Source organism: Halorubrum sp. SS7 (assembly GCF_005435055.1).
Taxonomy (GTDB): domain Archaea; phylum Halobacteriota; class Halobacteria; order Halobacteriales; family Haloferacaceae; genus Halorubrum; species Halorubrum salinarum.
The window spans coordinates 95349-114699 of record NZ_SGXV01000005.1; the positions used below are offsets into that span (position 1 = coordinate 95349).

Here is a 19351-nt window from a genome sequence, read left to right on the forward strand (position 1 = left end):
GCGGTACAAAAGTGGATCTCCGGCGTCCGGCCACCGACAAGGCTTTTGCCCGCCCGCGGGGTTTCAAACGTATGAGCGACCAGACCGGTCCCGCGGCCGACGACGCCGACGGGACCGGCGACGACGCCGCTGACCGCAGCCCCCCCGAGAGCGGCGACGGCGGTGAAGCGACCGGCGGAGACCCGACGGCCCCCGACGGGGACGCGGCGGCCGACGACGCGACGGACGATGAGAACGCGGCGGCCGACGACGCGACGGACGGTGAGAACGCGGCGGCCGGCGGCGCGACGGACGACCGCGAGGGCGACGGCGACGCGTCGGACGTGCCCCGCGACGTCAGGAAGTACGAGCGGTTCCAGAAGATGGACGGGGCGCGCTACGAGCGCGTCAACGAGTTCCTCCGCGACCGGACGTACATCACGGCCCGCGAGTGGGCGATAGCGCGCCTCTGCGCCGACTTCCGCACGGAGACCGGCGTCGAGATGACGAAGATCGGCGAGAACCTCCCCGAGCTCGTCCCCTTCATGACCGACACCTACACCCCGCAGGCGGTCAACCAGGCGCGCTACTCCTTCGAGGAGAAGGTGACGAAGGCGGGCGCGACGTTCCTCTACGGCGCGATGTCCGGCTTCTTCACCGCCGAGGACTTAGACGAGATGATGTACGAGGTGACGGAGGTCGCGAAGTTCCTCCTCGAAGTGGAGGGCGTCGACCTCGCCGTCGCGGACGAGCTGGAGGCCGAAGACAAGATCAGCGAGGTGATGCGCGACGTGCGCGCCTCCTCGGCGGACCTCCGGGGCGAGGAGGTGCGCTGCCCGGAGTGCGGTCACGTCCACGAGCCGGAGGAGTGACGATGGACAGCTTCCCGGAGGCGATCGACGCGACCCCGGACCCGACGCTCGTCGTCGACGGCGACGGCGTCGTCCGCGCGGGCACGCCGAGCGTCGAGGCCGTCTTCGGGCTCGACCCGGCGGAGCTCTCGGGGCGGTCGGTCACCGCCGTGTTCGAGGACCCGGCGGAGGTGGACCTCGACGACGTCGCGCCGACCGCGGCCCTCGACGCCGACCGGGGCGACGCCGAGCCCGCCCGGGAGGCGACGGACGACGGGGAGGGCGACTCGGGCGACACCGTCGCCGCGCTGGTCGACGCGGTGCGCGCGGGGGAGTCCCGGTCGCTGGCCGACGGGTTCGAGCTCGTCGTGCGCCGCGGCGACGGCGTCCTGATCCCGGTCCGCGTCAGCGTCGGCGCCTTCGGGCTCGACGGCGACTCGTACGCGGTCGTCACCGCGATAGACGTCTCGAACGAGCGGACGCAACAGCTGGCGCTCCGGCGCCGCACGGAGACGCTCGAATCGCTCCACGAGGCGACCAGGGAGCTGCTGAAGACGACGGACAGGGAGACGGCCGCCGAGGCGGCGGTGTCGTACGTCGACGACGTGCTCGGCCACCCCATCGCCGCGATCTGGTTCCACGACGAGCGGCGCGACGCGCTTGAACCGGTCGTCTGGACCGAGACCGCCGAGGCCGTGGTCGGCGACCATCCGACGTTCGACGCCGCGGGGCAGAGCATCACCTGGGAGGTCTTCGAGAGCGGCGAGCCGACCTACGTGGCTGACGTCGCCGACGACCCCGACCGGTACACCGAGGACGCGACGATCCGCAGCGAGCTCGTCGTCCCGCTCGGCCGGTACGGCGTGTTGAACGTCGGCGCCACGGTCCCCGACGTCTTCTCCGAGTCCGACCTGGCGATCGCGCGCATCTGGGCGGCGACGGTGACGATGGTGCTCGTCCGCATCGAGCGGGAGCGACAGCTCCGCCGCCGCGAGGCGGAGGTGGCCCGCGAGCGCGACCGCCTGGAGGAGTTCGCCAGCCTCGTTTCACACGACCTCCGGAGCCCGCTCAACGTCGCGACCGGCAACCTCGAGATGGTCGCCGACCGGCTCGCCGAGGAGTCGATAGAGGTCGCGGAGCTGAGCGCGGTGAAGCGCTCGCTGGATCGCATGGACGCGCTCATCGAGGACCTGCTCGCGCTGGCCCGGCAGGGGGCCGGCATCGACGAGACGGAGCCGGTCCCCCTCGCCGACCTCGTCGCGGAGTGCTGGGAGACCGTCGACACCGAGGACGCGACGCTCGCGGTCGAGACGGACGCCGTCGTCGCCGCGGACCGCAGCCGCCTGCGGCAGGCGCTGGAGAACCTCTTCGTCAACGCGGTCACGCACGTCGGTCCGGGCGTCACCGTCACGGTCGGCTCCCTGCCCGACGGCGACGGCTTCTACGTCGAGGACGACGGCCCGGGGATCGACCCCGCCGACGGGGAGTCGGTGTTCGAGGCGGGCGTGACGACGGATCCCGACGGCACCGGATTCGGGCTGAAGATCGTCGCCGAGGTCGCGGAGGCGCACGGGTGGACGGTCGAACTCGGCGACGGCGACGGCGGCGCGCGGTTCGAGTTCCGCGGCGTCGACGTGGTCTCGGCCGGGAACACCGACGAGACGGCCGACTGACGCGGTCGCGTCCGCGAGCGCCCGCCGTCAGTCGTCGGCGGGCGCCGCGCTCGCCGGGTCGATCCCGTCGCCATGTCCGGGCACGGTGCCGTCGTCGTTCCAGCCGCGGAGCGCGTAGTACTCCGACAGCGCCGCGTCGAACCCCTCGATCGCGTCGGCGTACGGGAGCGTGTCGTCCGCGCGGTCGAAGCCGCGGGCGTTGTTGAACGCGCGCTCCAGTTCGACGATCCGGGCGCCCAGCGTTTGGAGTGCGTCGTAGTCGGCGTCGAGCAGCGCGGCGAGCCGGTCGTCGGTGACGGTGCCCCGCGAGAACTTACAGACGACCGCGGAGTCCAGCACCGCGTTGCGGTTCTCCTTCGCGACGAGCTTCGGGGGCTTCCCCGACAGCCCCTCGGGATCGAACGCCTCGTCGGGGTCGACGAGGGGGTACTCGTACGGGTAGAACTCGCCGTACATGTGGTCGGCGCCGCGGTTCGCGGTCGCGAACGCGAGCCCCTGTCCGTTGAGCGCGCGGCCGTCGTGGCCGGAGAAGGCCATCCCCTTCACCGTCCAGTCGTCGGCGCCGAACTCCTCGTGGGCGCGGTGGACGCCCTCCGCGAGCTTGTCGCCGACGCCCTCGCGGTAGGCGATCTGCTCGACGAGCGAGCGGACCAGCTCCGCGTTGCCGAACTCGTCTTCGCTCCGGAGGAACATCGAGACGGCGTCGCCACAGGAGATTGTGTCCATCCCGAGCTCGTCGCACAGCTCGTTGGCGGCCATCACGTCGACGATGTCGTCGACGCCCGCGTTCGACCCGAACGCCATCACGGTCTCGAACTCGGGCCCCTCCGTCTCGACGCCGGTGGCCTCGTCGCGGGTCGGGAGCTTACAGGCGAACGCGCACTGCGAGCAGGTCCCCTTCTTGTACTTCTTCTCTTCGACGCGGTCGCCGGAGATGCCCTCGACGCCCTCGAAGGAGGTCTCGGCGAAGTAGTAGGCGGGGAGCGCGTCCACCTCGTTGGCCAGCTCCGTCACGCTCGTCGTCCCCTGCCGCTTCATGATCGAGTCGGAGGTCGCGGCCTCGCGGTGGACCTCGCCCGCCGCGTCGGGCCAGTCGAGGTCGAGGTCGACTTCCGCCTCGCCGTCGAACGTGAGCGCCTTCACGCCCTTCGAGCCGAGGACCGCGCCCAGCCCGCCGCGCCCGAACGCCCGCGTGTCAGAGGTCATCACCGACGCGAACCGCACCTCGTTCTCGCCGGCGGGGCCGACGCAGGCGACGTGTTCCGGCTCCAGGCCGTGCGTCTCCGCGAGGCGGTCGGAGACGGCGGACACCTCCGCCTGCGCTAGGTCCGGGACCTCTTCGAACGTCACGTCCGGCTCGCCGTCCGGACCGATCTCGCGGACGTGGACCGCGAGCAGGTCGTCGCTCGCGCCGACCAGCTCGACCGCGGCGTACCCCGCGCCGGTGAAGTTCCGCGAGAGGAACCCGCCCGCGTTCGACGACAGCAGGCCGTTCGTGAGCGGCGAGAGGCCCGTGGCGGCCATGCGTCCGGTGTAGGAGGTCGTCGAGTACTGCATCGGCCCCGTCGAGAGGAACAGGCGGTTCTCCGGCCCCAGCGGGTCGGCGTCGAACGGGATCCGGTCGTACGCGAGCGACGTGTTGAGCCCGCGGCCCCCGACGAACGACGCGAGCCGGTCGTCGATCCGCGTCGTCGACGCGGTCCGCTCTGTCAGGTCGATCGTGAGGAGCGGTCCCTGCGCGTGTCTCATACAGGTACGGAGCGAGCGAGCGGCGATAAAACTCGGGGTGGGGGCGACGCGCGCCGCGCCGCCGTCGAACGGCGCCGCCGGTCGCCGGGCGCCGTCAGCCGTCGAGGACGTGGTGCGTCACCGCGTCGACGCCGGACTCCGCCGTGTCGAGCGTCGCGACCCGGAACGCGTCGTCGGCGCCCTCGACCGGGATGGGGAGGCCGCCGGGGTTCACGCGGACGGTTCCGCCCCGCGCCTCGACGCCGTGCGCGTGGGTGTGGCCGTGGAACACGTAGTCGTAGTCGCCGCAGTCGACGAGCGCGTCGACGACGAGGCCGCTCGTGCCGTGGGTGACCGCGACGTCGACCGCGTCGTCGCCGGTCGCGTCGCCGCTCCCCGCGCCGTCGAACGAGAGCGCGGCGGCCTCCCCGTGGTAGGTGCCGAACTCCTCGACCGTCGACTCGACGGCCCACTCCCCGTCGTTGTTCCCGCGGACCGCGTGGAAGTCGAAGCCCGCGTCGAACGGGGTCGCGGAGAAGGGCGCGACGAAGTCGCCGCAGTGGACGACGGCGTCGACCCCCTCGCGCTCGAACAGCGAGACGGCCGCCTCGACGGCGGCGAGGTCGTCGTGCGTGTCGGAGACGATCCCAACGAGCATACCGGCCGAACGCCGGCAGGCCACTTCAACCTCCGGCTACTCGCCGGTCAGCGCCTCGCTCGCGGGCGCGAAGTCGACGATCTCGCCCCGCCCGGCGTCGCTCGCCCGCTCGTACAGCATGTGGGCGGCGGCGACCGTCTCCACTCCGGTCCCGCCCGAGTCGAAGACGGTCACCTCCTCGTCGCTCGTCCGGCCGGGGTGGTCGCCCGCGACGACCGCGCCGAGGTCGGCCGCGATCCCCTCCCCTTCCTCGATCAGGCCGGCCGCGACCGCGGCGAGGTACGAGCCGGCGTCCTGCGTCGCGCGCGCTCGGAGGTCGGGGACGTAGGTGGCGCGCGCGACCAGCTCGGGCGGCAGCTCGTTCTTCTCCGGGTGGTACTGGCCCATCGCCGTGACGTGCGTCCCCGGCTCCACGTCGGCGTCGGCGATCACGGGGTCGCTCGCTGTCGTCGCGGTGATCACCACGTCGGCGCCCGCCAGCGCGTCGCTCGCGCTCTCGACCGCCCACACGTCGGCGTCGAGTCGCTCGTCGAAGTCGGCGGCGAACGACTCGCGGTTCTCCGCGGTCGGCGAGAAGACGCGGACCGCCTCGAACTCGCGGACCGTCGCGGTCGTCGCGACCTGCCCGCGCGCCTGCGCGCCGCTGCCGACCACGGCGAGCTCGGTCGCGTCGTCGCGGGCGAGCGCGTCGACCGCGACAGCGCCCGCGGCGCCGGTCTTGAACGGGTTCATCGACGCGCCGTCGAGCAGCGCGAGCGGCTCGCCGGACTCGGCGTCGAACAGCGGCGTCATGAACCACGCGTCGCCCGCGCCGAACCCCGCCGAGTAGGTGTACCCGCCCATCGCGCCCGTCTCCGGGAGGACCGCGGCGTAGGTGGTGAGCATGCCCGGCGGCTCGCGGTTGAACAGCTTCGTCCGCGGCTCGGCCGGCGCGCCCTCGCCCACCTGGCGGTACGCGTCGCGGACCGCCGCGACGTAGTCGGCCGGCTCCGCGAGGTCGTCGACGTCGCCGCTCGACAGGAACAGGGTCTCCGTCATACCCGACCACTCGCGGCGAGGGGACTAAACGGTACAGGACGCGGGAGCGGTCGGGACGACGGGCCCGGACCGCGGAGGCCGGGCGGCCGAGCTCAGTCGACGGCGCCCGCCGAGGAGCCGCCGGTCGCCGATCCGCCGGAGCGCTCGCCGGCATCCCCGTCGAGCGACCGGCGTGCGGGGACCTCGCCCGCGACTGGATTTCGGACGAACATCGCGTGAGCCATCACCGCGCCCGCGGCCGCGGCGCCGACCGGGAGCGCGGCGGTCAGGGACAGCCCGACCAGCGTGAGCGAGGCGGTCACACCGATCAACGCGCCCGGAATGAGCCCAAGGACGTAGTCGTAGTATCCAGCCATGCTGTCGTTGAATACTAATTGGACCGTTCGTATTAAATTTTTCTCGCGGTTCGCAGGCGGTTCGGACGTGGACACACAGATGTAACTCATAACTTATGAGCCGCGCGAGGGACCCGGGCAGCCGTGTCGGTCGGACGGGTAGAAAGGGGCGGCGCGGTCGGTCGCCGGAGTCGGCGGCGGAACGCGGGGGCTACCGCAGTCGGAAGTAGAGCGCGCGCCAGCCGCCGAGCGCGAGCGATCCCAGCACGAGCATGACGGCCGCGAAGGTGATCTCGGCGCCGCCGCGGAAGACGAACGCGCGGAGCGCCAGCCCGACGACCGCCGCGGGGATCCACGACCTGACGACGAGCGGCACCGACGACTTCGCCGTCTCGGCCGCGCCCGCGGAGTAGGCGCCGACGAGCGGCGCCACCGCCGCCCAGCCGATCAGGAAGGGCGCGTAGACGCCGGGGAGGTACAGCGGGTTGGCGGTGAGGAACGCGACCGACTGGTGGTTGAGCGTCCCGACGGTCAAGAGTAGGATCAACGCGATCACGTCGCCGACGACCAGCGGGGCGGCGTCGCGGTCGAGGCGAGCGGCGAGAAACGACGGAGCGTCCATACCGACCCCTGCGGGCCGCCCCCACTTTTACGCACGGATTCGTCGACGCGGCCCGGCCCCGCGACGGCGCCGGGTCGTCACTCGTACAGCGGGTGGGCCTCGCAGAGCTCGACGACGCGCTCGCCGACCTCGTAGATCACGTCGTCGCTGTCGGCGTCGTCGACGACGCGGTAGATCAGGTCGCCGACCTCCTCGATCGCGTCCGCGTCGAACCCGCGCGTCGTGAGCCCGGCGGTGCCCGCGCGGATCCCGGAGGGGTCGAACGGCGAGCGCGTCTCGCCGGGGACCGTGTTCCCGTTGAGGACGATGTTCGCGGCCGCCAGCGCGTCCTCGGCCTCGCCGCCCGAGAGGTCCGGGTGCGAGTCGCGCAGGTCGGCGAGCACGAGGTGGTTGTCGGTGCCGCCGGAGACCAGCGAGAGGCCGTGCTCTTGAAGCGTCTCGGCGAGCACCTCGGCGTTGTCGACTACCCGCTGGGCGTACGCCTCGAACTCGGGCTGGAGCGCCTCTTTGAAGCCGACCGCCTTGCCGGCGACGTTGTGCATCAGCGGGCCGCCCTGCCCGCCGGGGAAGACGGCCGAGTCGACGTCGTCCGCGAACTCCGCGTCGCACATCACGATCCCGCCGCGGCCGGCGCGGATCGTCTTGTGGGTCGAGCCGGTGACGAAGTCGGCGACGCCGACCGGCGAAGGGTGGACGCCGGCGGCGACGAGGCCGGTGATGTGCGCGATGTCGGCGAGGTGGTAGGCGTCGACCGCGTCGGCGGCCGCCTGGATCTCCTCCCAGTCGACGGTGCGGGGGTACGCGGAGTAGCCCGAGACGATGATGTCCGGGTCGAACGACTCGGCGGTGTCCCGGAGCCCCTCGTAGTCGATGTAGCCGCTCTCGGGGTCGACCTCGTACTGCTCGACGTCGTACAGCTGCCCCGTGAAGTTCGCGGGGTGGCCGTGCGAGAGGTGACCGCCGTGGTTCAGCTCCAGCGAGAGGATCTTGTCGCCGGGTTCGAGGACGGAGTAGTACACCGCCTGGTTCGCCTGCGTGCCGGAGTGGGGCTGGACGTTGACGTGGTCGGCGCCCCACAGCTCCTTCGCGCGTTCGATCGCCAGCTCCTCGACCTCGTCGGCGTACTCGCAGCCGGCGTAGTAGCGCGACCCCGGATAGCCCTCGGCGTACTTGTTGGTGAGGACGCTGCCCTGCGCCTCCAGTACCGCCTCGCTCACGTGGTTCTCGCTGGCGATCATCGCCAGCGTCTGCTCCTGTCTGTCGCGCTCCCCGGCCAGCGCGTCGGCGACCGCCGGGTCGACCTCCCGGACGTGCTCGTGGTCCATGTGCGAACCCGGGCGCGACCGCGCATTAATCCTTCCGTCGCCGCCGCGGCACCCCGCCGCCGATCGGTCGCGCACCCGGCAACGATGGCGACCGTCGAGACGCCGATCGACCGGCGATCGCCGTCGGGGCTGATCGGGCGATTTCGGCCTTTTGAGGCCTCCTACGTGAGTTGTCCGAACCATGAATCCCGTTAATATTAAATACGCAACCGGCTTTTATACCGAGAGACAGATGGTATCGAATTTACTGGCGGCCGACGTCGAGGCGGCGCTCGAAGCGGCCTTCGCCGGGGGCGACGACGAGCTGCTCGTCGTGGACCCCTCCGCGGAGACGATCGTATCGCTGGTCGAGACCGCCGTCGGGCGGGACGACCTCCCGGAGCTGTCGATGCTCGCCGACGAGCGCACCCTCAAGGACGTCATGGACGACTTCGTCGTCGCGTCCCGGGCGGCCGACCTCGTGGCCGACGGCGCCTTGGACCTCCGGGTGCTGGACGGCGAGGTCGACAACGCGCTGTTCGTCTCTCCCTCTCGGGTCGTGGCGCTCGTCACCGCCGGGGACGACGTCGCCGCGCTCTCGACCGACGACGGCGAGTTCGTCGACCAAGTGTACGAGTCCCACCGCGGCGCGTTCGAGGACGCCGAGCCGTACACGCTCCGCACGCCGGCGATCAGCCGGGTCCGCGAGACGATGGCGTCGGAGATCGGCGAGGAGGCCCGCGCCGACTTCGACGCCGTCCTCGACGCGACCGAGGGCGAGGACGGCGCCGACCTCGACGAGGTGACCGTCTCCCTGCTCGTCGCGGCGAAGAACGACGTGCTCCTCTACGACATCTCGAAGTGGGGCGAGGACGTCGGGATCGCCTCGAAGGCGACGTTCTCCCGCACGAAGACGCGCCTGGAGGACCTGGGGATCATCGACACCGAGAAGGTCCCGATCGACGTCGGCCGCCCCCGGCTCCGCCTGAAGCTCGGCGACGAGCGGCTCGAAGGGGTCGACGCCGCCGACCTCGCCGCCGAGGCCGCCGAGATGATGGCGGCCACGCCGGCCTGAGCGGGCCGCCCGTCCGACCGCCGCCTCTCGTCCCTTTCCTCGCGTCCCCGAGCGTTCTTCTCCGTCCGCCCTCCCGCGCCGCGGACCCGCGGCTTTTTTCCGCCGCCTCGCGTCCACGGGGTATGGATATCGGACTTGTCGGCGACGGCCCCGCGGTCGAGGCGGCCGGGGCCGCGCTCGGCGACGTCGACGTGAACGCGATGCCCGTGGAAGCGGAGCTGCTCGACGGGTTCGACCTCGCGGTCGTCGTCGACACCGCCGGGTCGGCGGCGTTCGCGACCGCGAACGAGCTGCTCGACCGGTGGGTCGCCGTCGAGGTGGGCGGGCTCGGCGGCGTCCCGCTCGCCGACCTCGACGCGGCGGTGACCGTCTTCGACGACGCCTGCTACGACTGCCTGCGCGCCCGGGTCGAGAGCGGCGGCGCGGAGCCCGCCGACGCCCCGACCGGCCGCCGCTCCGCCGTGCGCTACGCCGGCGCGGTGGCCGGCCGGCGGGCGATCCGACTGCTCGCCGGCGACCCGGTGGCGGACACGGTCGTCGAGGTGCCGGGCGGCGAGCGGACGCTCCTCCCGGCGCCCGGGTGCGGCTGCGGCGCCGACCCCGGCGACGCGCTGCCGCGGGAGCACGCCGACCGCGACCTCGGAGAGACGCTCGACCGCGCGGAGCGGGCGGTCGACCCGCGGGTCGGCGCGCTGAGCGAGGTCGGCGAGCAGGAGTCGTTCCCGCTGCCGTACTACGTCGCGCGGGTCGCGGACACGACGCCCTTCTCCGACGGCGACGCGGCCGACTTCGGCGGCGGCGCGGCAGCCGACTGGGACGCCGCGTTCATGAAGGCGCTCGGCGAGGGGCTAGAGCGGTACGCGGCCGGCGTCTACCGCGAGGCCGCGTTCACGCGCGCGCCGGCCGCGAACGTCCCGAACCCGGTCACGCCGGACGCGTTCGTGCGCCCCGAGAGCGCCGAGGCGTACGGCCGCGACGACCGGCTCCCGTGGGTTCGGGGCGAGCGGCTCGGGACCGGCGAGCCGGCGAGCCTCCCGGCGGAGTTCGTCCACTTCCCGCCACCGGAGCGCCGGTACCGCCCGGCGATCACGACCGGGCTCGGGCTCGGGAGCTCGGGCCCCGACGCCGCGCTCTCCGGGCTCTACGAGGCGGTCGAGCGCGACGCGACGATGACCAGCTGGTACTCCACGACGGAGCCGCTCGGGCTCGACGTCGACGACCCCGGGTTCGCCGAGCTGGAGAAGCGGGCGCGCGCCGAGTCGCTGTCGGTGACGGCGCTGCTCGTCACGACCGACGTGGACGTGCCGGTCGTCGCCGTCGGCGTCGGCCGCGAGGGCGACTGGCCGCGGTTCGCCGCAGGGTCGGGCGCCGACCTCGACCCGGCCGCGGCGGCCCGGAGCGCGCTCGCGGAGGCGCTCCAGAACTGGACCGAGCTCCGCTCGATGGGCCGTGAGGCGGCCGACGAGCAGGGCGCCGCGATCGGTCACCACGCCGACCGCCCCGCCGAGACCGCGGCGTTCTTCGACCCGGACGCGACCGTCTCGACCGACGGGCTCGGCGAGCCGGCGCTGTCGGGCGAGGCCGAGCTCGCCGCCGTCGTCGACCGCGTCGAGGCCGTCGGGCTCGACCCGTACGTCGCGCGGGTGACGACGCGCGACCTCGCGTCGCTGGGGTTCGAGGCGGTCCGCGTGCTGGTGCCCGGCGCGCAGCCGCTGTTCACCGGCGACCCGTTCTTCGGCGACCGCGCCCGCGAGGTGCCGCGGTCGATGGGGTTCGAGCCCGCGCTCGACCGCCCGTACCACCCGTTCCCGTGAGAGCCCTGAGGCGGCGCCGGCGTCGCCCCCGGCACCGGCTGCCCGTCCCCGCGGATTTAGGTGCCTCCGGACCGCCGGAGCGCGTATGGAGGTCGCACCCGACGCGGACGCGGAGGCGGTCGAAGCGGTCGACGGCGTGTTCCTCACGCAGGGGGCCGTCGGCGAGGACACGAGCATCCAGCGGTTCGAGATCGACCCGGGCGAGGGCGTGCCCGAACACGACCACCCGCACGAGCAGATCGGCGTGATCACGGCCGGCCGGCTGACGTTCCTCGTCGACGGCGAGGAGCGCGTCGTCGGCCCCGACGACACGTACGTGATCCCCGGCGGCGAGCCGCACGCGGCCGAGAACCGGACCGACGAGCCCGTCGTCGGCTTCGACATCTTCTCGCCGCCGCGGGCGAATCCGGACTGGGGGGAGTAGCGGGGCGAGCCCCGGCGGATCGCGGCGTTCCGCGCGTCCGCGGTACCCGCAAGACGTACCGGACCGAAGGTGTGTTAGTGCTCGGGGCCCGATAACGGGTAATGGGAGTTCAAGAACAGTACCCGTTCGACGTGGAGGCGCTCCGCGCCGACTTCCCGGTCCTCGACCGGAAAGTCGGCGGGGACCCGGAGACCGCCGGGGAGGGCGAGGGCGACGACACCCCCCTCGTCTACCTCGACAACGCGGCGACCTCGCACACCCCCGACCCGGTCGTCGACGCCATCGCCGACTACTACCGGAGCTACAACGCCAACGTCCACCGCGGGATCCACCAGCTGAGCCAGGAGGCCTCCGTCGCCTACGAGGAGGCCCACGACGCGGTCGCCGACTTCATCGGCGCCGCGGGCCGCGAGGAGGTCGTCTTCACCAAGAACACGACCGAGGCGATGAACCTCGTCGCCTACGCGTGGGGGCTCGAAGAGCTCGGCCCGGGCGACAACGTCGTCCTCTCGGAGATGGAGCACCACGCCTCGCTCGTCACCTGGCAGCAGATCGGCAAGCGGACGGGCGCCGACGTGCGCTTCATCGATGTCACCGACGAGGGGCGGCTCGACATGGACCACGCCGCCGAGCTCGTCGACGACGACACCGAGATGGTCTCGGTCGTCCACGTGTCCAACACGCTCGGCACGGTGAACCCGATCCGCGAGCTGGCCGACATGGCCCACGACCACGACGCCTACATCTTCGCCGACGCCGCGCAGTCGGTGCCGACGCGGCCGGTCGACGTACAGGCGCTGGACGTGGACTTCCTCGCCTTCTCCGGCCACAAGATGTGCGGCCCGACCGGGATCGGCGCCCTCTACGGCCGCGAGGCGGTCTTAGAGGAGATGCAGCCGTACCTCTACGGCGGCGACATGATCCGCCGCGTCTCCTTCGAGGACTCCACTTGGGAGGACCTACCGTGGAAGTTCGAGGCCGGGACGCCCTCCATCGCGCAGGGGGTCGGCCTCGCGGCCGCCATCGAGTACCTCGACGAGGTCGGCATGGACCGGATCGAGGCCCACGAGGACCTGCTGGCCGAGTACGCCTACGACGAGCTGACGGCGCTCGGCGGCGTCGAGATATACGGCCCGCCGGGCGACGACCGCGGCGGGCTCGTCTCGTTCAACGTCGAGGGCGTCCACGCCCACGACCTCTCCAGCATCCTCAACGACTACGGCGTCGCGATCCGCGCCGGCGACCACTGTACCCAGCCGCTCCACGACGAGATGGGCGTCGCCGCCACCGCGCGCGCCTCCTTCTACTTCTACAACACCGTCGAGGAGGTCGACGCGCTCGTCGACGCGGTCCGCGAGGCGCGCGACCTGTTCGCCTGAGCGGGCCGGGGCCCCACCGACCCGCCGCCGCGGTCGGATACGCGGACGCGAACGCGACTCGGCAACGCGCCGCCCGCACCGTCGGGGAGCCGCTCGGTGCGTATTCGGTGATACCACCGAATAATCGGCGTAGGCGCCGTGACAACGGTGATCGCACAATTATTATTAAACCACTCCGGCAATTATTGTTCGAAGAAATATCACAACTCGCGTAGTACGTTGCGCTTCGCCGAGTCGTCGCCCGCCGCCAAACGAATGACCGACCACACATCTCCGCCGTCCGACGCGCAGGCGGACACGAACGCAGCCGCCGACCGATCAGCACAGACAGCAGACGGGCCCGCGACGGAGGCCGACGAGCCGATCACCGTCCTCCAGGTCGAGCCCGACGCGCGCTCCGCTGAACTGCTGGAGACGTTCGCGACGCGGCTCACCGAACGGGTCCGGATCCGGTCCGTGGAGCGCGCCGCCGCCGCCGTCGACGCGGTCGAGGAGGGCGTCGAGGTCGACGGCGAGCGGGTCGAAGTCGACTGCGTCGTGACCGAGCAGCGGCTCCCCGACGACGACGGCGTCGGCCTCACCGGACGGCTCCGCGAGGCGGGCCACGAGGTCCCAGTCGTCTTTCACACGACGTGTTCGGGCGAGGAGTGCGAGGCGGCGGCGTTCGGCGCCGGCGCGGACGCGTACTTCGAGAAGCGGTCCGAACGCGGCCGCTTCGGTTCGATACTCGATCGGATCCGCACGGTCGTCGACGGGGATCGGGAGGCGCGCGACCTGTTCGCCTGACGCGTCCCCCGAACCGCGTCGGCCCGCATCCCGCCTCGCGTCCCGTGTTCGACCCCGACGGCGGAGTGTAAAACGAAGTTAATCCGGGGAGATCCGGGTTGACCGTCGCCCGGTAATACGTGGAAGGGGTGCGTCCGCCGATCCATGACGACGGACCGACCCACGGCTACGGGGCGACCGCGGACGGGACGCGGCGACCAGCCGGACGGCGTTCCGGACGAGCGTCCGAGACGCGCGACCGGGACACCGGGTGTCGAACGGGGGATCCCCACCGGAAACGGCGGGCGACCTCGGATCGGTGTCCCGGACAGATGAAGGACTCAGTACGGCCGTCGCCCGCGTCGGATTCCCGATCGGACGGGGTGATCGGTACCGACGGCGGGCGGGGCGCCGTCGACCGGCCCGTCCGCCTGCTCCACGTCGATCCGGACCCGTACACCACGGAACTCCTGAAGGCGTTCTCGCTGCGGCACGCCGACGGCGTTCGGGTGCGCTCCGTGAACGGCTTCGCCGAGGCGGTCGACGCGGTCGAGACGGGCGTCGAGGTCGGCGGCGAGCGGGTCGCGGTCGACTGCGTCGTGACCGAACAGCGACTCCCCGGCGGTGACGGCGTCGCCCTCACCGAGCGGCTGCGCGACGCGGGGTACGGGGTCCCGGTCGTCTTCCACACCACGTGCCCGAGCGAGGATCAGGAGGCGGCGGCGTTCGGCGCCGGCGCGGACGCCTACTTCGAGAAGCGGGCCGACCGCGGTCGGTACGACGCGCTCTTCGATCGGGTCCGCGCGCTCGTCGCCGAGCGCCGCGAGGGAGGGAGCGTCACGGATCGGGCGCCCGGGTCGACGCCGCGGACGCCGGGGGGCGGCGGGACGCTCCGCTCCGAGGAGTGAACTCGGGGGCGCCGGACGGCGCCGGAAGCGGAGCCGCCGCGGCGGCGCGAGCGGCGAGAGGAGGTTCGTTACCGTTCGAGTTCGACCGTGAGGTCGGTCGCGATCCACGCGTCGGTGTTGCCCTGTTCTGCGAAGACGGTCCGGTCCTGCGAACAGCGGGTCGCGGCGACCGTCGGCCGCTCGTCGGTCGCCGACTCGGCGTCCCGCTCGATCCGGTCTCCCGTTGTCATTACAACCCGCTCAGGGGCCGGCGGTGTTATAGATTTCGGTCGGCCTAAACCACAGGCGGCGATCCGCGCGGGGGATCGGAGGGCCTTACGTGGCGGGGGTCGTTCGTCGACCCGTGACTGACACGCTGTTCACGCCGCTTACGCTCCGCGACACAGAGTTCCGAAACCGGGTGATGCTGTCGCCGATGTGCCAGTACTCCGCCGACGACGGCCTGGCGAACGACTGGCACCGCGTCCACCTCGGCGCCCGCGCCGCCGGGGGCGCCGGCGTCGTGATGACCGAGGCGACCGCCGTCGAGGCCCGCGGCCGGATCACGCCGAACTGCCTCGGGATCTGGTCCGACGAGCACGCCGAGGCGATCGAGCCGATCGTCGAGTTCGTCCGGTCGCAGGGCGCGACGCCCGGGATCCAGCTGGCCCACGCCGGGCGGAAGGGCTCCCACAGCCCGCCCGCGGAGGGGGGCGGTCCCATCCCCGCCGACGAGCCCGCGGGCTGGCAGACCGTCTCCGCCACCGGCGAGCCGTACCCGCATTCCGAGGTCGACGACGGGGACCTGGCCGACACCCGACGGCTCGACGGAGACGGGATCGACGCGGTGATCGACTCCTTCGTGGCCGCCGCCGAGCGGGCGCGCGACGCCGGCTTCGAGGTCGCGGAGGTCCACGCGGCCCACGGCTACCTGCTTCACCAGTTCCTGTCGCCGGTCACCAACGACCGCGACGACGAGTACGGTGGGAGCTTCGAGGACCGCACCCGGCTCCTCCGGGAGGTCGTCGCGGCCGTCCGCGAGGTCTGGCCCGACGGCAAGCCGATCTTCGTCCGGATCTCCGCGACCGACTGGCTCCCCGACCGCGACTCGTGGGACGTGGACGACTCGGTCCGGCTGGCCCCCCTGCTGGCCGAGGCGGGCGCCGACCTGATCGACGTCTCCGGCGGCGGGATCCACCCGGACCAGGAGATCCCGAGCGCGGGACCGGGCTACCAGGTGCCCTACGCCGAGGCGGTCCGCGAGGGGACCGACGTGCCCGTGGCCGCGGTCGGCGGGATCACGGAGCCGACCCACGCCGACGCGCTCGTGCGAAACGGGCGGGCCGACCTCGTCGCGCTCGGCCGCGAGATGCTCCGCCACCCGTACTGGCCGCTGGAGGCCGCCCACGAGCTCGGCGAGCAGGCCGAGTGGCCGGTCCAGTACCGGCGCGGTCAGTTCGACTGAGCGAGGCGTCCGGGCGAGCGCCGGCGCTGGGGGATGAGAACCACCCGCAGGCGCCGGGAAGGCTTATCAGGCTCCCGGGCGCCGACGGCGTATGGGCGACCTCGACTACCGGCCCTTCCCCGAGGAGCGCGGCGACGAGTTCAGCGCGTTCATGCGCTACGCCTTCTCGCCCGAGGAGGGGCCGTACGACCCCGAGGAGGACGACGACGACCGCGAGCACCTCGCGGAGTACCGGGGGCTGTTCGACGGCGACGAGCCCGTCGCGGTGTGCGGACACCACGACTTCTCGCTCCGGATCCGGGGACGCGACCGCGACGTGGCCGGCCTCTCGGCGGTCGCCTCGCCGCCCGAGCACCGGCGCAACGGGCACATCGAGCGCCTCCTCCGCGAGTCGCTGACCGAGTACCGCGACGACGGGGTGCGCTTCTCCGCGCTGTGGCCCTTCGAACACCCGTTCTACCGCCGGTACGGCTGGGGGACGGTGAACCGGTATCGATGGGTGAAAACGCCCCCCGAGCAGCTGGCGTTCGCAGCCGAGGAGAGCGACGGCAGCGACGAGGCGGGGCGGTTCCGGCGGCTCGGCGAGGAGGACCACGGCGCGGCCGCCGACCTGCTGGCCGCGACCGCGGAGCGTTACGACTTCACGATGGCGCGGACCGAGGCGTGGTGGCGCGAGCGCACCCTCCGGGGGTGGCAGACGGACCCGTACGTCTACGGCTTCGAGCGCGGCGGCGACCTCAAGGCGCTCCTCTCGTACACCTTCGAGGAGCGCGACGACGGCGACGGGCGCGCGATGGTCGTCTCCGACGCCGCCGTCGCCGACCCCGCCGACTGGGACCGCGTCTTCCGGTTCTGTCGCGACCACGACTCGCAGGTCGAGCGCGTCCGGCTCCGGCTTCCCGCAGACGTGAGCCTCCTCGACCGCGTCGACGACCCGCGTGCGGTGACCGAGGAGGTCCGCGCCGGCCCCATGTTCCGGCTCGTCGACGTCCCCGACGCGCTGCCCGCGCTGGCGCCCGACCCCGAGCTCGAAACCGCGTTCACGCTCGGCGTCGACGACCCGCTCGTCGGCTGGCACGACCGACCGATCCGGGTGACCGTGGGGGACGGCGAGGTCGCCGCCGAGCGGGTCGCCCCCGAGGAGGACGGCGCTCCCGGGGCGACGGCGGTCGACGTGACGGCCGGGATCGGCGCGCTCTCGCAGCTGTACGCCGGCTACCGCGACCTCGACGACCTCCGGGCGCACGCCGACCTCGACCTCGCGAGCGGCGCCCCGGACGGCCTCGCGGGCGACCTGGCCGCCCTGTTCCCGCCGCGGCGCACGTTCCTGCGCGAGGGGTTCTGAGCGGCGCGCCGCGACCGATCGGGGCGCCACGCGGCGCTGCCGGGCTTTTTATTCGCGGCCCGCCTACGAGGCGGCATGAGTTCCCGCGACCGACGCGACGACGACCTCGAGGAGCGGCTCGACGAGCTCGAATCGGTGTTGGGCGAGCTCCGCGCCGACCTCCGGGAGAGCGAGCGCGACCGCCGCGGGCCGCCGCGGCCGCCCCGGCTCTCGGAGCTGGTGCGGTTCACCGAACAGTACACCATCCCGACGGTCATCGCGCTGCTGGAGACGACGATCAAGTCGCTGGAACTGCTCCGGGGCACCCTCCGGCTCGCCGACCCCGGCCGGAGCGTCGCCGAGGGGACCGAGGGCGCGGGCGACCGCCTCGCCGACGTCCGCGACGGCGCGACGGCCGGGCTCGCCCGGTCGCTCTCGGAGCTCCGCACCGCGCTCTCGGAGGCCGACCTCCCCGAGGACGCCGCCTCCCGGTCGATCATCGCCGACGCCCGCGACCTCACCGCGGAGATCGAGTCCCGGATCGACGAGGGGCGCCGCGAGGCGGACGCCGCCCGGGACCGCCGGCTCGGGCGCGACCGCGACCGGGGCCGCGGCGACGAGGACGGATCCCGGAGCGCGCCGGACGCCGGGCGTAACGACGACAGCCCGGTCCAGATCGACGTGACCGAGCCCGGCGACGGCGGCGACGACGCCGAGAGCGAGGCGGCCGAAGACGACCCGCCGGAGGTGGACGTCGAGTCCGAGTTGGAGTCGATAAAGCGCCAGATCGACGGGGACGCTGCGGGGGACGAGACCGACGCGGAGGCGGTCGAGGCCGACGATGCGCACGACGACGCAGACGACGCGAGCGCGGACGACGACGCGAGCGCGGACGACGATGCGGACGGGCAGGGCGACGACTGGGCGGACTGACGCCCGTCAGAAGGAGGCGCCGAGCCGGTCGGCGACGCGCTCCGCGGAGTCGACGAGGAGCGCCTCGTCGTCGGTGAACACTTCGAGCGCGACCGTGCCGTCGAAGCCGGCGAGTTCGGACGCGACGAGGTCGTAGTCGACCTCGCCGGCGCCCACGGGGAGGTGCGTGTCGCCGCGGCGGCGGGCGTCGTGGCAGTGGAGGTGCGAGACCCGGTCGCCGTGGCTCCGGAGGAACCGCTTTATCGCCTTGTTGCCGCCCTCCATGTAGGCGTGGCCAACGTCGAAGCAGACCGGCGTGTCGGTCTCGCGGGCGAGGTCGCCGAGGACGGAGAGCTGGAGCCCCGCGTGCTGGTGGCCGACGTTCTCGACGACGACCTCGACGCCCGCCTCGCGGCCGGCGTCGGCGACGCGGCGGAGCTGCTCGGCCGCGGTCTCGCGGAACTCGATGTCGTCGCGGTCGGCGGAGGTGGCGTGGATGACCGCCTTCTCCGCGCCGAGGTCGCCGACGGCTTCCAGCAGCCGGCGCTGGTAGTCGACGATGGCGTCGTTGACCTCGGGGACGTACGTCGCCAGCCGCTGGCTGTACGGGAGGTGGACGAGCAGGTCGCGACCGGCGAGCGCGTCGGTCAGCCGCTCCGGGTCGATCTCGCCGGGGACGAGCGTCGGCTCGCCGACCCCGACCTCGCAGAAGTCGAACCGCGTCGGCGACGCCGCGAGGCGGCCGAGGTCGTCGCCGACGGTGAGACCGATCTCCATGTCGGTGGTGGGGTCGGCGCGGTTTTATAAATAGTGGCGCGGGCTCCGCAGCGCGGTCGGGACCGAGCGCGGCCGCGACGCGCCCCGATCGCTCGGCCGCCGGGACCCGCGTCCGTCAGTACCGGTCCGGCGCGGAGTCCACGTACCCCTTCAACGCGATCGGAACCACGAAGAAGCCGATCACGCAGGCGATCGTCACCGCGATCTGGTCCGCCCTCGGGAGGTCGCCGAGCCCGACGAGCAGCGTCAGCGACGTGCCGAGGTAGAGGAACGCGATCGCCCATCGGACGGCGGGGTTCGCCAGCAGCCGAACGGCGTTCACGGTTAGAACCGTACGTGGT

20 protein-coding genes are annotated in these 19351 nt (G+C 72.7%); 11 read left to right on the forward strand and 9 right to left on the reverse strand.

Annotated features, from left to right (window positions below; translation table 11 throughout):
• Positions 1-71: 71 nt before the first annotated feature.
• Both EXE44_RS07615 and EXE44_RS07620 read left to right on the forward strand, forming a co-directional pair.
• Positions 72-851, forward strand: a complete 780-nt coding sequence (locus tag EXE44_RS07615) for a DUF5806 family protein (protein ID WP_137716637.1) — start codon at positions 72-74, stop codon at positions 849-851.
• Between the two features lie 2 nt (positions 852-853).
• A complete protein-coding gene (locus EXE44_RS07620) occupies positions 854-2503 on the forward strand; it encodes a GAF domain-containing protein (RefSeq protein WP_394348226.1) in 1650 nt (549 codons plus the stop codon).
• Between the two features lie 27 nt (positions 2504-2530).
• On the opposite strand, the gene EXE44_RS07625 is transcribed toward EXE44_RS07620, so the two are convergent.
• The 6 genes from EXE44_RS07625 to glyA all read right to left on the reverse strand — a co-directional run bounded on the left by EXE44_RS07625 (position 2531) and on the right by glyA (position 8209).
• Positions 2531-4252, reverse strand: coding sequence for an aldehyde ferredoxin oxidoreductase family protein (locus tag EXE44_RS07625; RefSeq protein WP_137716639.1), 1722 nt, complete (start codon positions 4250-4252; stop codon positions 2531-2533).
• A gap of 94 nt (positions 4253-4346) precedes the next feature.
• The gene (locus EXE44_RS07630) at positions 4347-4889 is read right to left on the reverse strand and encodes a metallophosphoesterase (protein WP_137716640.1); all 543 of its coding nucleotides are present in this window, start codon (positions 4887-4889) and stop codon (positions 4347-4349) included.
• A gap of 36 nt (positions 4890-4925) precedes the next feature.
• Positions 4926-5927 carry an ornithine cyclodeaminase family protein gene (locus EXE44_RS07635; RefSeq protein ID WP_137716641.1) on the reverse strand — a complete coding sequence of 334 codons (1002 nt, stop codon included), beginning with the start codon at positions 5925-5927 and terminating at the stop codon, positions 4926-4928.
• Positions 5928-6019: 92 nt separating this feature from the next.
• Entirely contained in the window at positions 6020-6283 is a 264-nt protein-coding gene (locus tag EXE44_RS07640; protein ID WP_137716642.1) for a hypothetical protein, read from the reverse strand.
• Positions 6284-6473: 190 nt separating this feature from the next.
• Complete coding sequence (locus EXE44_RS07645) at positions 6474-6884, reverse strand: DUF3054 domain-containing protein (RefSeq protein WP_137716643.1); 411 nt, start codon at positions 6882-6884, stop codon at positions 6474-6476.
• A gap of 77 nt (positions 6885-6961) precedes the next feature.
• Entirely contained in the window at positions 6962-8209 is a 1248-nt protein-coding gene (glyA, locus tag EXE44_RS07650; protein ID WP_137716644.1) for a serine hydroxymethyltransferase, read from the reverse strand.
• Between the two features lie 232 nt (positions 8210-8441).
• Here glyA and tbsP point away from each other — a divergent pair, with 232 nt between their 5' ends.
• The 6 genes from tbsP to EXE44_RS07680 all read left to right on the forward strand — a co-directional run bounded on the left by tbsP (position 8442) and on the right by EXE44_RS07680 (position 14553).
• Positions 8442-9263 (forward strand): transcriptional regulator TbsP, encoded by an 822-nt coding sequence (tbsP, locus tag EXE44_RS07655; protein WP_137716645.1) that lies wholly within the window; start codon positions 8442-8444, stop codon positions 9261-9263.
• A 122-nt stretch (positions 9264-9385) separates the two neighbouring features.
• Positions 9386-11077 carry a YcaO-like family protein gene (locus tag EXE44_RS07660; protein ID WP_137716646.1) on the forward strand — a complete coding sequence of 564 codons (1692 nt, stop codon included), beginning with the start codon at positions 9386-9388 and terminating at the stop codon, positions 11075-11077.
• An 85-nt stretch (positions 11078-11162) separates the two neighbouring features.
• Complete coding sequence (locus EXE44_RS07665; protein WP_137716647.1) at positions 11163-11501, forward strand: cupin domain-containing protein; 339 nt, start codon at positions 11163-11165, stop codon at positions 11499-11501.
• A 101-nt stretch (positions 11502-11602) separates the two neighbouring features.
• Positions 11603-12880 (forward strand): aminotransferase class V-fold PLP-dependent enzyme, encoded by a 1278-nt coding sequence (locus tag EXE44_RS07670; protein ID WP_137716648.1) that lies wholly within the window; start codon positions 11603-11605, stop codon positions 12878-12880.
• Between the two features lie 255 nt (positions 12881-13135).
• Complete coding sequence (locus EXE44_RS07675) at positions 13136-13666, forward strand: response regulator (RefSeq protein ID WP_137716649.1); 531 nt, start codon at positions 13136-13138, stop codon at positions 13664-13666.
• A gap of 311 nt (positions 13667-13977) precedes the next feature.
• On the forward strand, positions 13978-14553 hold the full coding sequence (locus EXE44_RS07680) for a response regulator (protein WP_137716650.1): 576 nt from the start codon (positions 13978-13980) through the stop codon (positions 14551-14553).
• 68 nt (positions 14554-14621) lie between these two features.
• Here EXE44_RS07680 and EXE44_RS20710 read toward each other — a convergent pair whose 3' ends face one another.
• Entirely contained in the window at positions 14622-14783 is a 162-nt protein-coding gene (locus EXE44_RS20710) for a hypothetical protein (protein ID WP_173229912.1), read from the reverse strand.
• A 113-nt stretch (positions 14784-14896) separates the two neighbouring features.
• Between EXE44_RS20710 and EXE44_RS07685 the strand changes: the two genes are divergently transcribed.
• The 3 genes from EXE44_RS07685 to EXE44_RS07695 all read left to right on the forward strand — a co-directional run bounded on the left by EXE44_RS07685 (position 14897) and on the right by EXE44_RS07695 (position 18254).
• Positions 14897-15997 carry an NADH:flavin oxidoreductase/NADH oxidase gene (locus EXE44_RS07685; RefSeq protein WP_137716651.1) on the forward strand — a complete coding sequence of 367 codons (1101 nt, stop codon included), beginning with the start codon at positions 14897-14899 and terminating at the stop codon, positions 15995-15997.
• Positions 15998-16088: 91 nt separating this feature from the next.
• Complete coding sequence (gene eis, locus EXE44_RS07690) at positions 16089-17342, forward strand: enhanced intracellular survival protein Eis (RefSeq protein WP_137716652.1); 1254 nt, start codon at positions 16089-16091, stop codon at positions 17340-17342.
• Between the two features lie 75 nt (positions 17343-17417).
• Positions 17418-18254, forward strand: coding sequence for a hypothetical protein (locus EXE44_RS07695; RefSeq protein ID WP_137716653.1), 837 nt, complete (start codon positions 17418-17420; stop codon positions 18252-18254).
• Positions 18255-18260: 6 nt separating this feature from the next.
• Here the strand turns inward: EXE44_RS07695 and EXE44_RS07700 are convergent, their stop codons facing one another.
• Both EXE44_RS07700 and EXE44_RS07705 read right to left on the reverse strand, forming a co-directional pair.
• Positions 18261-19010, reverse strand: a complete 750-nt coding sequence (locus tag EXE44_RS07700) for a sugar phosphate isomerase/epimerase (RefSeq protein ID WP_137716654.1) — start codon at positions 19008-19010, stop codon at positions 18261-18263.
• Between the two features lie 115 nt (positions 19011-19125).
• The gene (locus tag EXE44_RS07705) at positions 19126-19332 is read right to left on the reverse strand and encodes a hypothetical protein (RefSeq protein WP_053770670.1); all 207 of its coding nucleotides are present in this window, start codon (positions 19330-19332) and stop codon (positions 19126-19128) included.
• Between the last annotated feature and the right edge of the window lie 19 nt (positions 19333-19351).

What these genes read in the sequence shown, in the direction of transcription:
- EXE44_RS07625 (WP_137716639.1), bottom strand. Translation starts at nt 4,252, where the DNA reads ATGAGACACGCGCAGGGACCGCTCCTCACGATCGACCTGACAGAGCGG.
- EXE44_RS07680 (WP_137716650.1), top strand. Translation starts at nt 13,978, where the DNA reads ATGAAGGACTCAGTACGGCCGTCGCCCGCGTCGGATTCCCGATCGGAC.
- EXE44_RS07675 (WP_137716649.1), top strand. Translation starts at nt 13,136, where the DNA reads ATGACCGACCACACATCTCCGCCGTCCGACGCGCAGGCGGACACGAAC.
- EXE44_RS07695 (WP_137716653.1), top strand. Translation starts at nt 17,418, where the DNA reads ATGAGTTCCCGCGACCGACGCGACGACGACCTCGAGGAGCGGCTCGAC.
- EXE44_RS07660 (WP_137716646.1), top strand. Translation starts at nt 9,386, where the DNA reads ATGGATATCGGACTTGTCGGCGACGGCCCCGCGGTCGAGGCGGCCGGG.
- eis (WP_137716652.1), top strand. Translation starts at nt 16,089, where the DNA reads ATGGGCGACCTCGACTACCGGCCCTTCCCCGAGGAGCGCGGCGACGAG.
- glyA (WP_137716644.1), bottom strand. Translation starts at nt 8,209, where the DNA reads ATGGACCACGAGCACGTCCGGGAGGTCGACCCGGCGGTCGCCGACGCG.
- EXE44_RS07630 (WP_137716640.1), bottom strand. Translation starts at nt 4,889, where the DNA reads ATGCTCGTTGGGATCGTCTCCGACACGCACGACGACCTCGCCGCCGTC.
- EXE44_RS07700 (WP_137716654.1), bottom strand. Translation starts at nt 19,010, where the DNA reads ATGGAGATCGGTCTCACCGTCGGCGACGACCTCGGCCGCCTCGCGGCG.
- EXE44_RS07645 (WP_137716643.1), bottom strand. Translation starts at nt 6,884, where the DNA reads ATGGACGCTCCGTCGTTTCTCGCCGCTCGCCTCGACCGCGACGCCGCC.
- EXE44_RS07670 (WP_137716648.1), top strand. Translation starts at nt 11,603, where the DNA reads ATGGGAGTTCAAGAACAGTACCCGTTCGACGTGGAGGCGCTCCGCGCC.
- EXE44_RS20710 (WP_173229912.1), bottom strand. Translation starts at nt 14,783, where the DNA reads ATGACAACGGGAGACCGGATCGAGCGGGACGCCGAGTCGGCGACCGAC.
- tbsP (WP_137716645.1), top strand. Translation starts at nt 8,442, where the DNA reads ATGGTATCGAATTTACTGGCGGCCGACGTCGAGGCGGCGCTCGAAGCG.
- EXE44_RS07635 (WP_137716641.1), bottom strand. Translation starts at nt 5,927, where the DNA reads ATGACGGAGACCCTGTTCCTGTCGAGCGGCGACGTCGACGACCTCGCG.
- EXE44_RS07615 (WP_137716637.1), top strand. Translation starts at nt 72, where the DNA reads ATGAGCGACCAGACCGGTCCCGCGGCCGACGACGCCGACGGGACCGGC.
- EXE44_RS07665 (WP_137716647.1), top strand. Translation starts at nt 11,163, where the DNA reads ATGGAGGTCGCACCCGACGCGGACGCGGAGGCGGTCGAAGCGGTCGAC.
- EXE44_RS07640 (WP_137716642.1), bottom strand. Translation starts at nt 6,283, where the DNA reads ATGGCTGGATACTACGACTACGTCCTTGGGCTCATTCCGGGCGCGTTG.
- EXE44_RS07620 (WP_394348226.1), top strand. Translation starts at nt 854, where the DNA reads ATGGACAGCTTCCCGGAGGCGATCGACGCGACCCCGGACCCGACGCTC.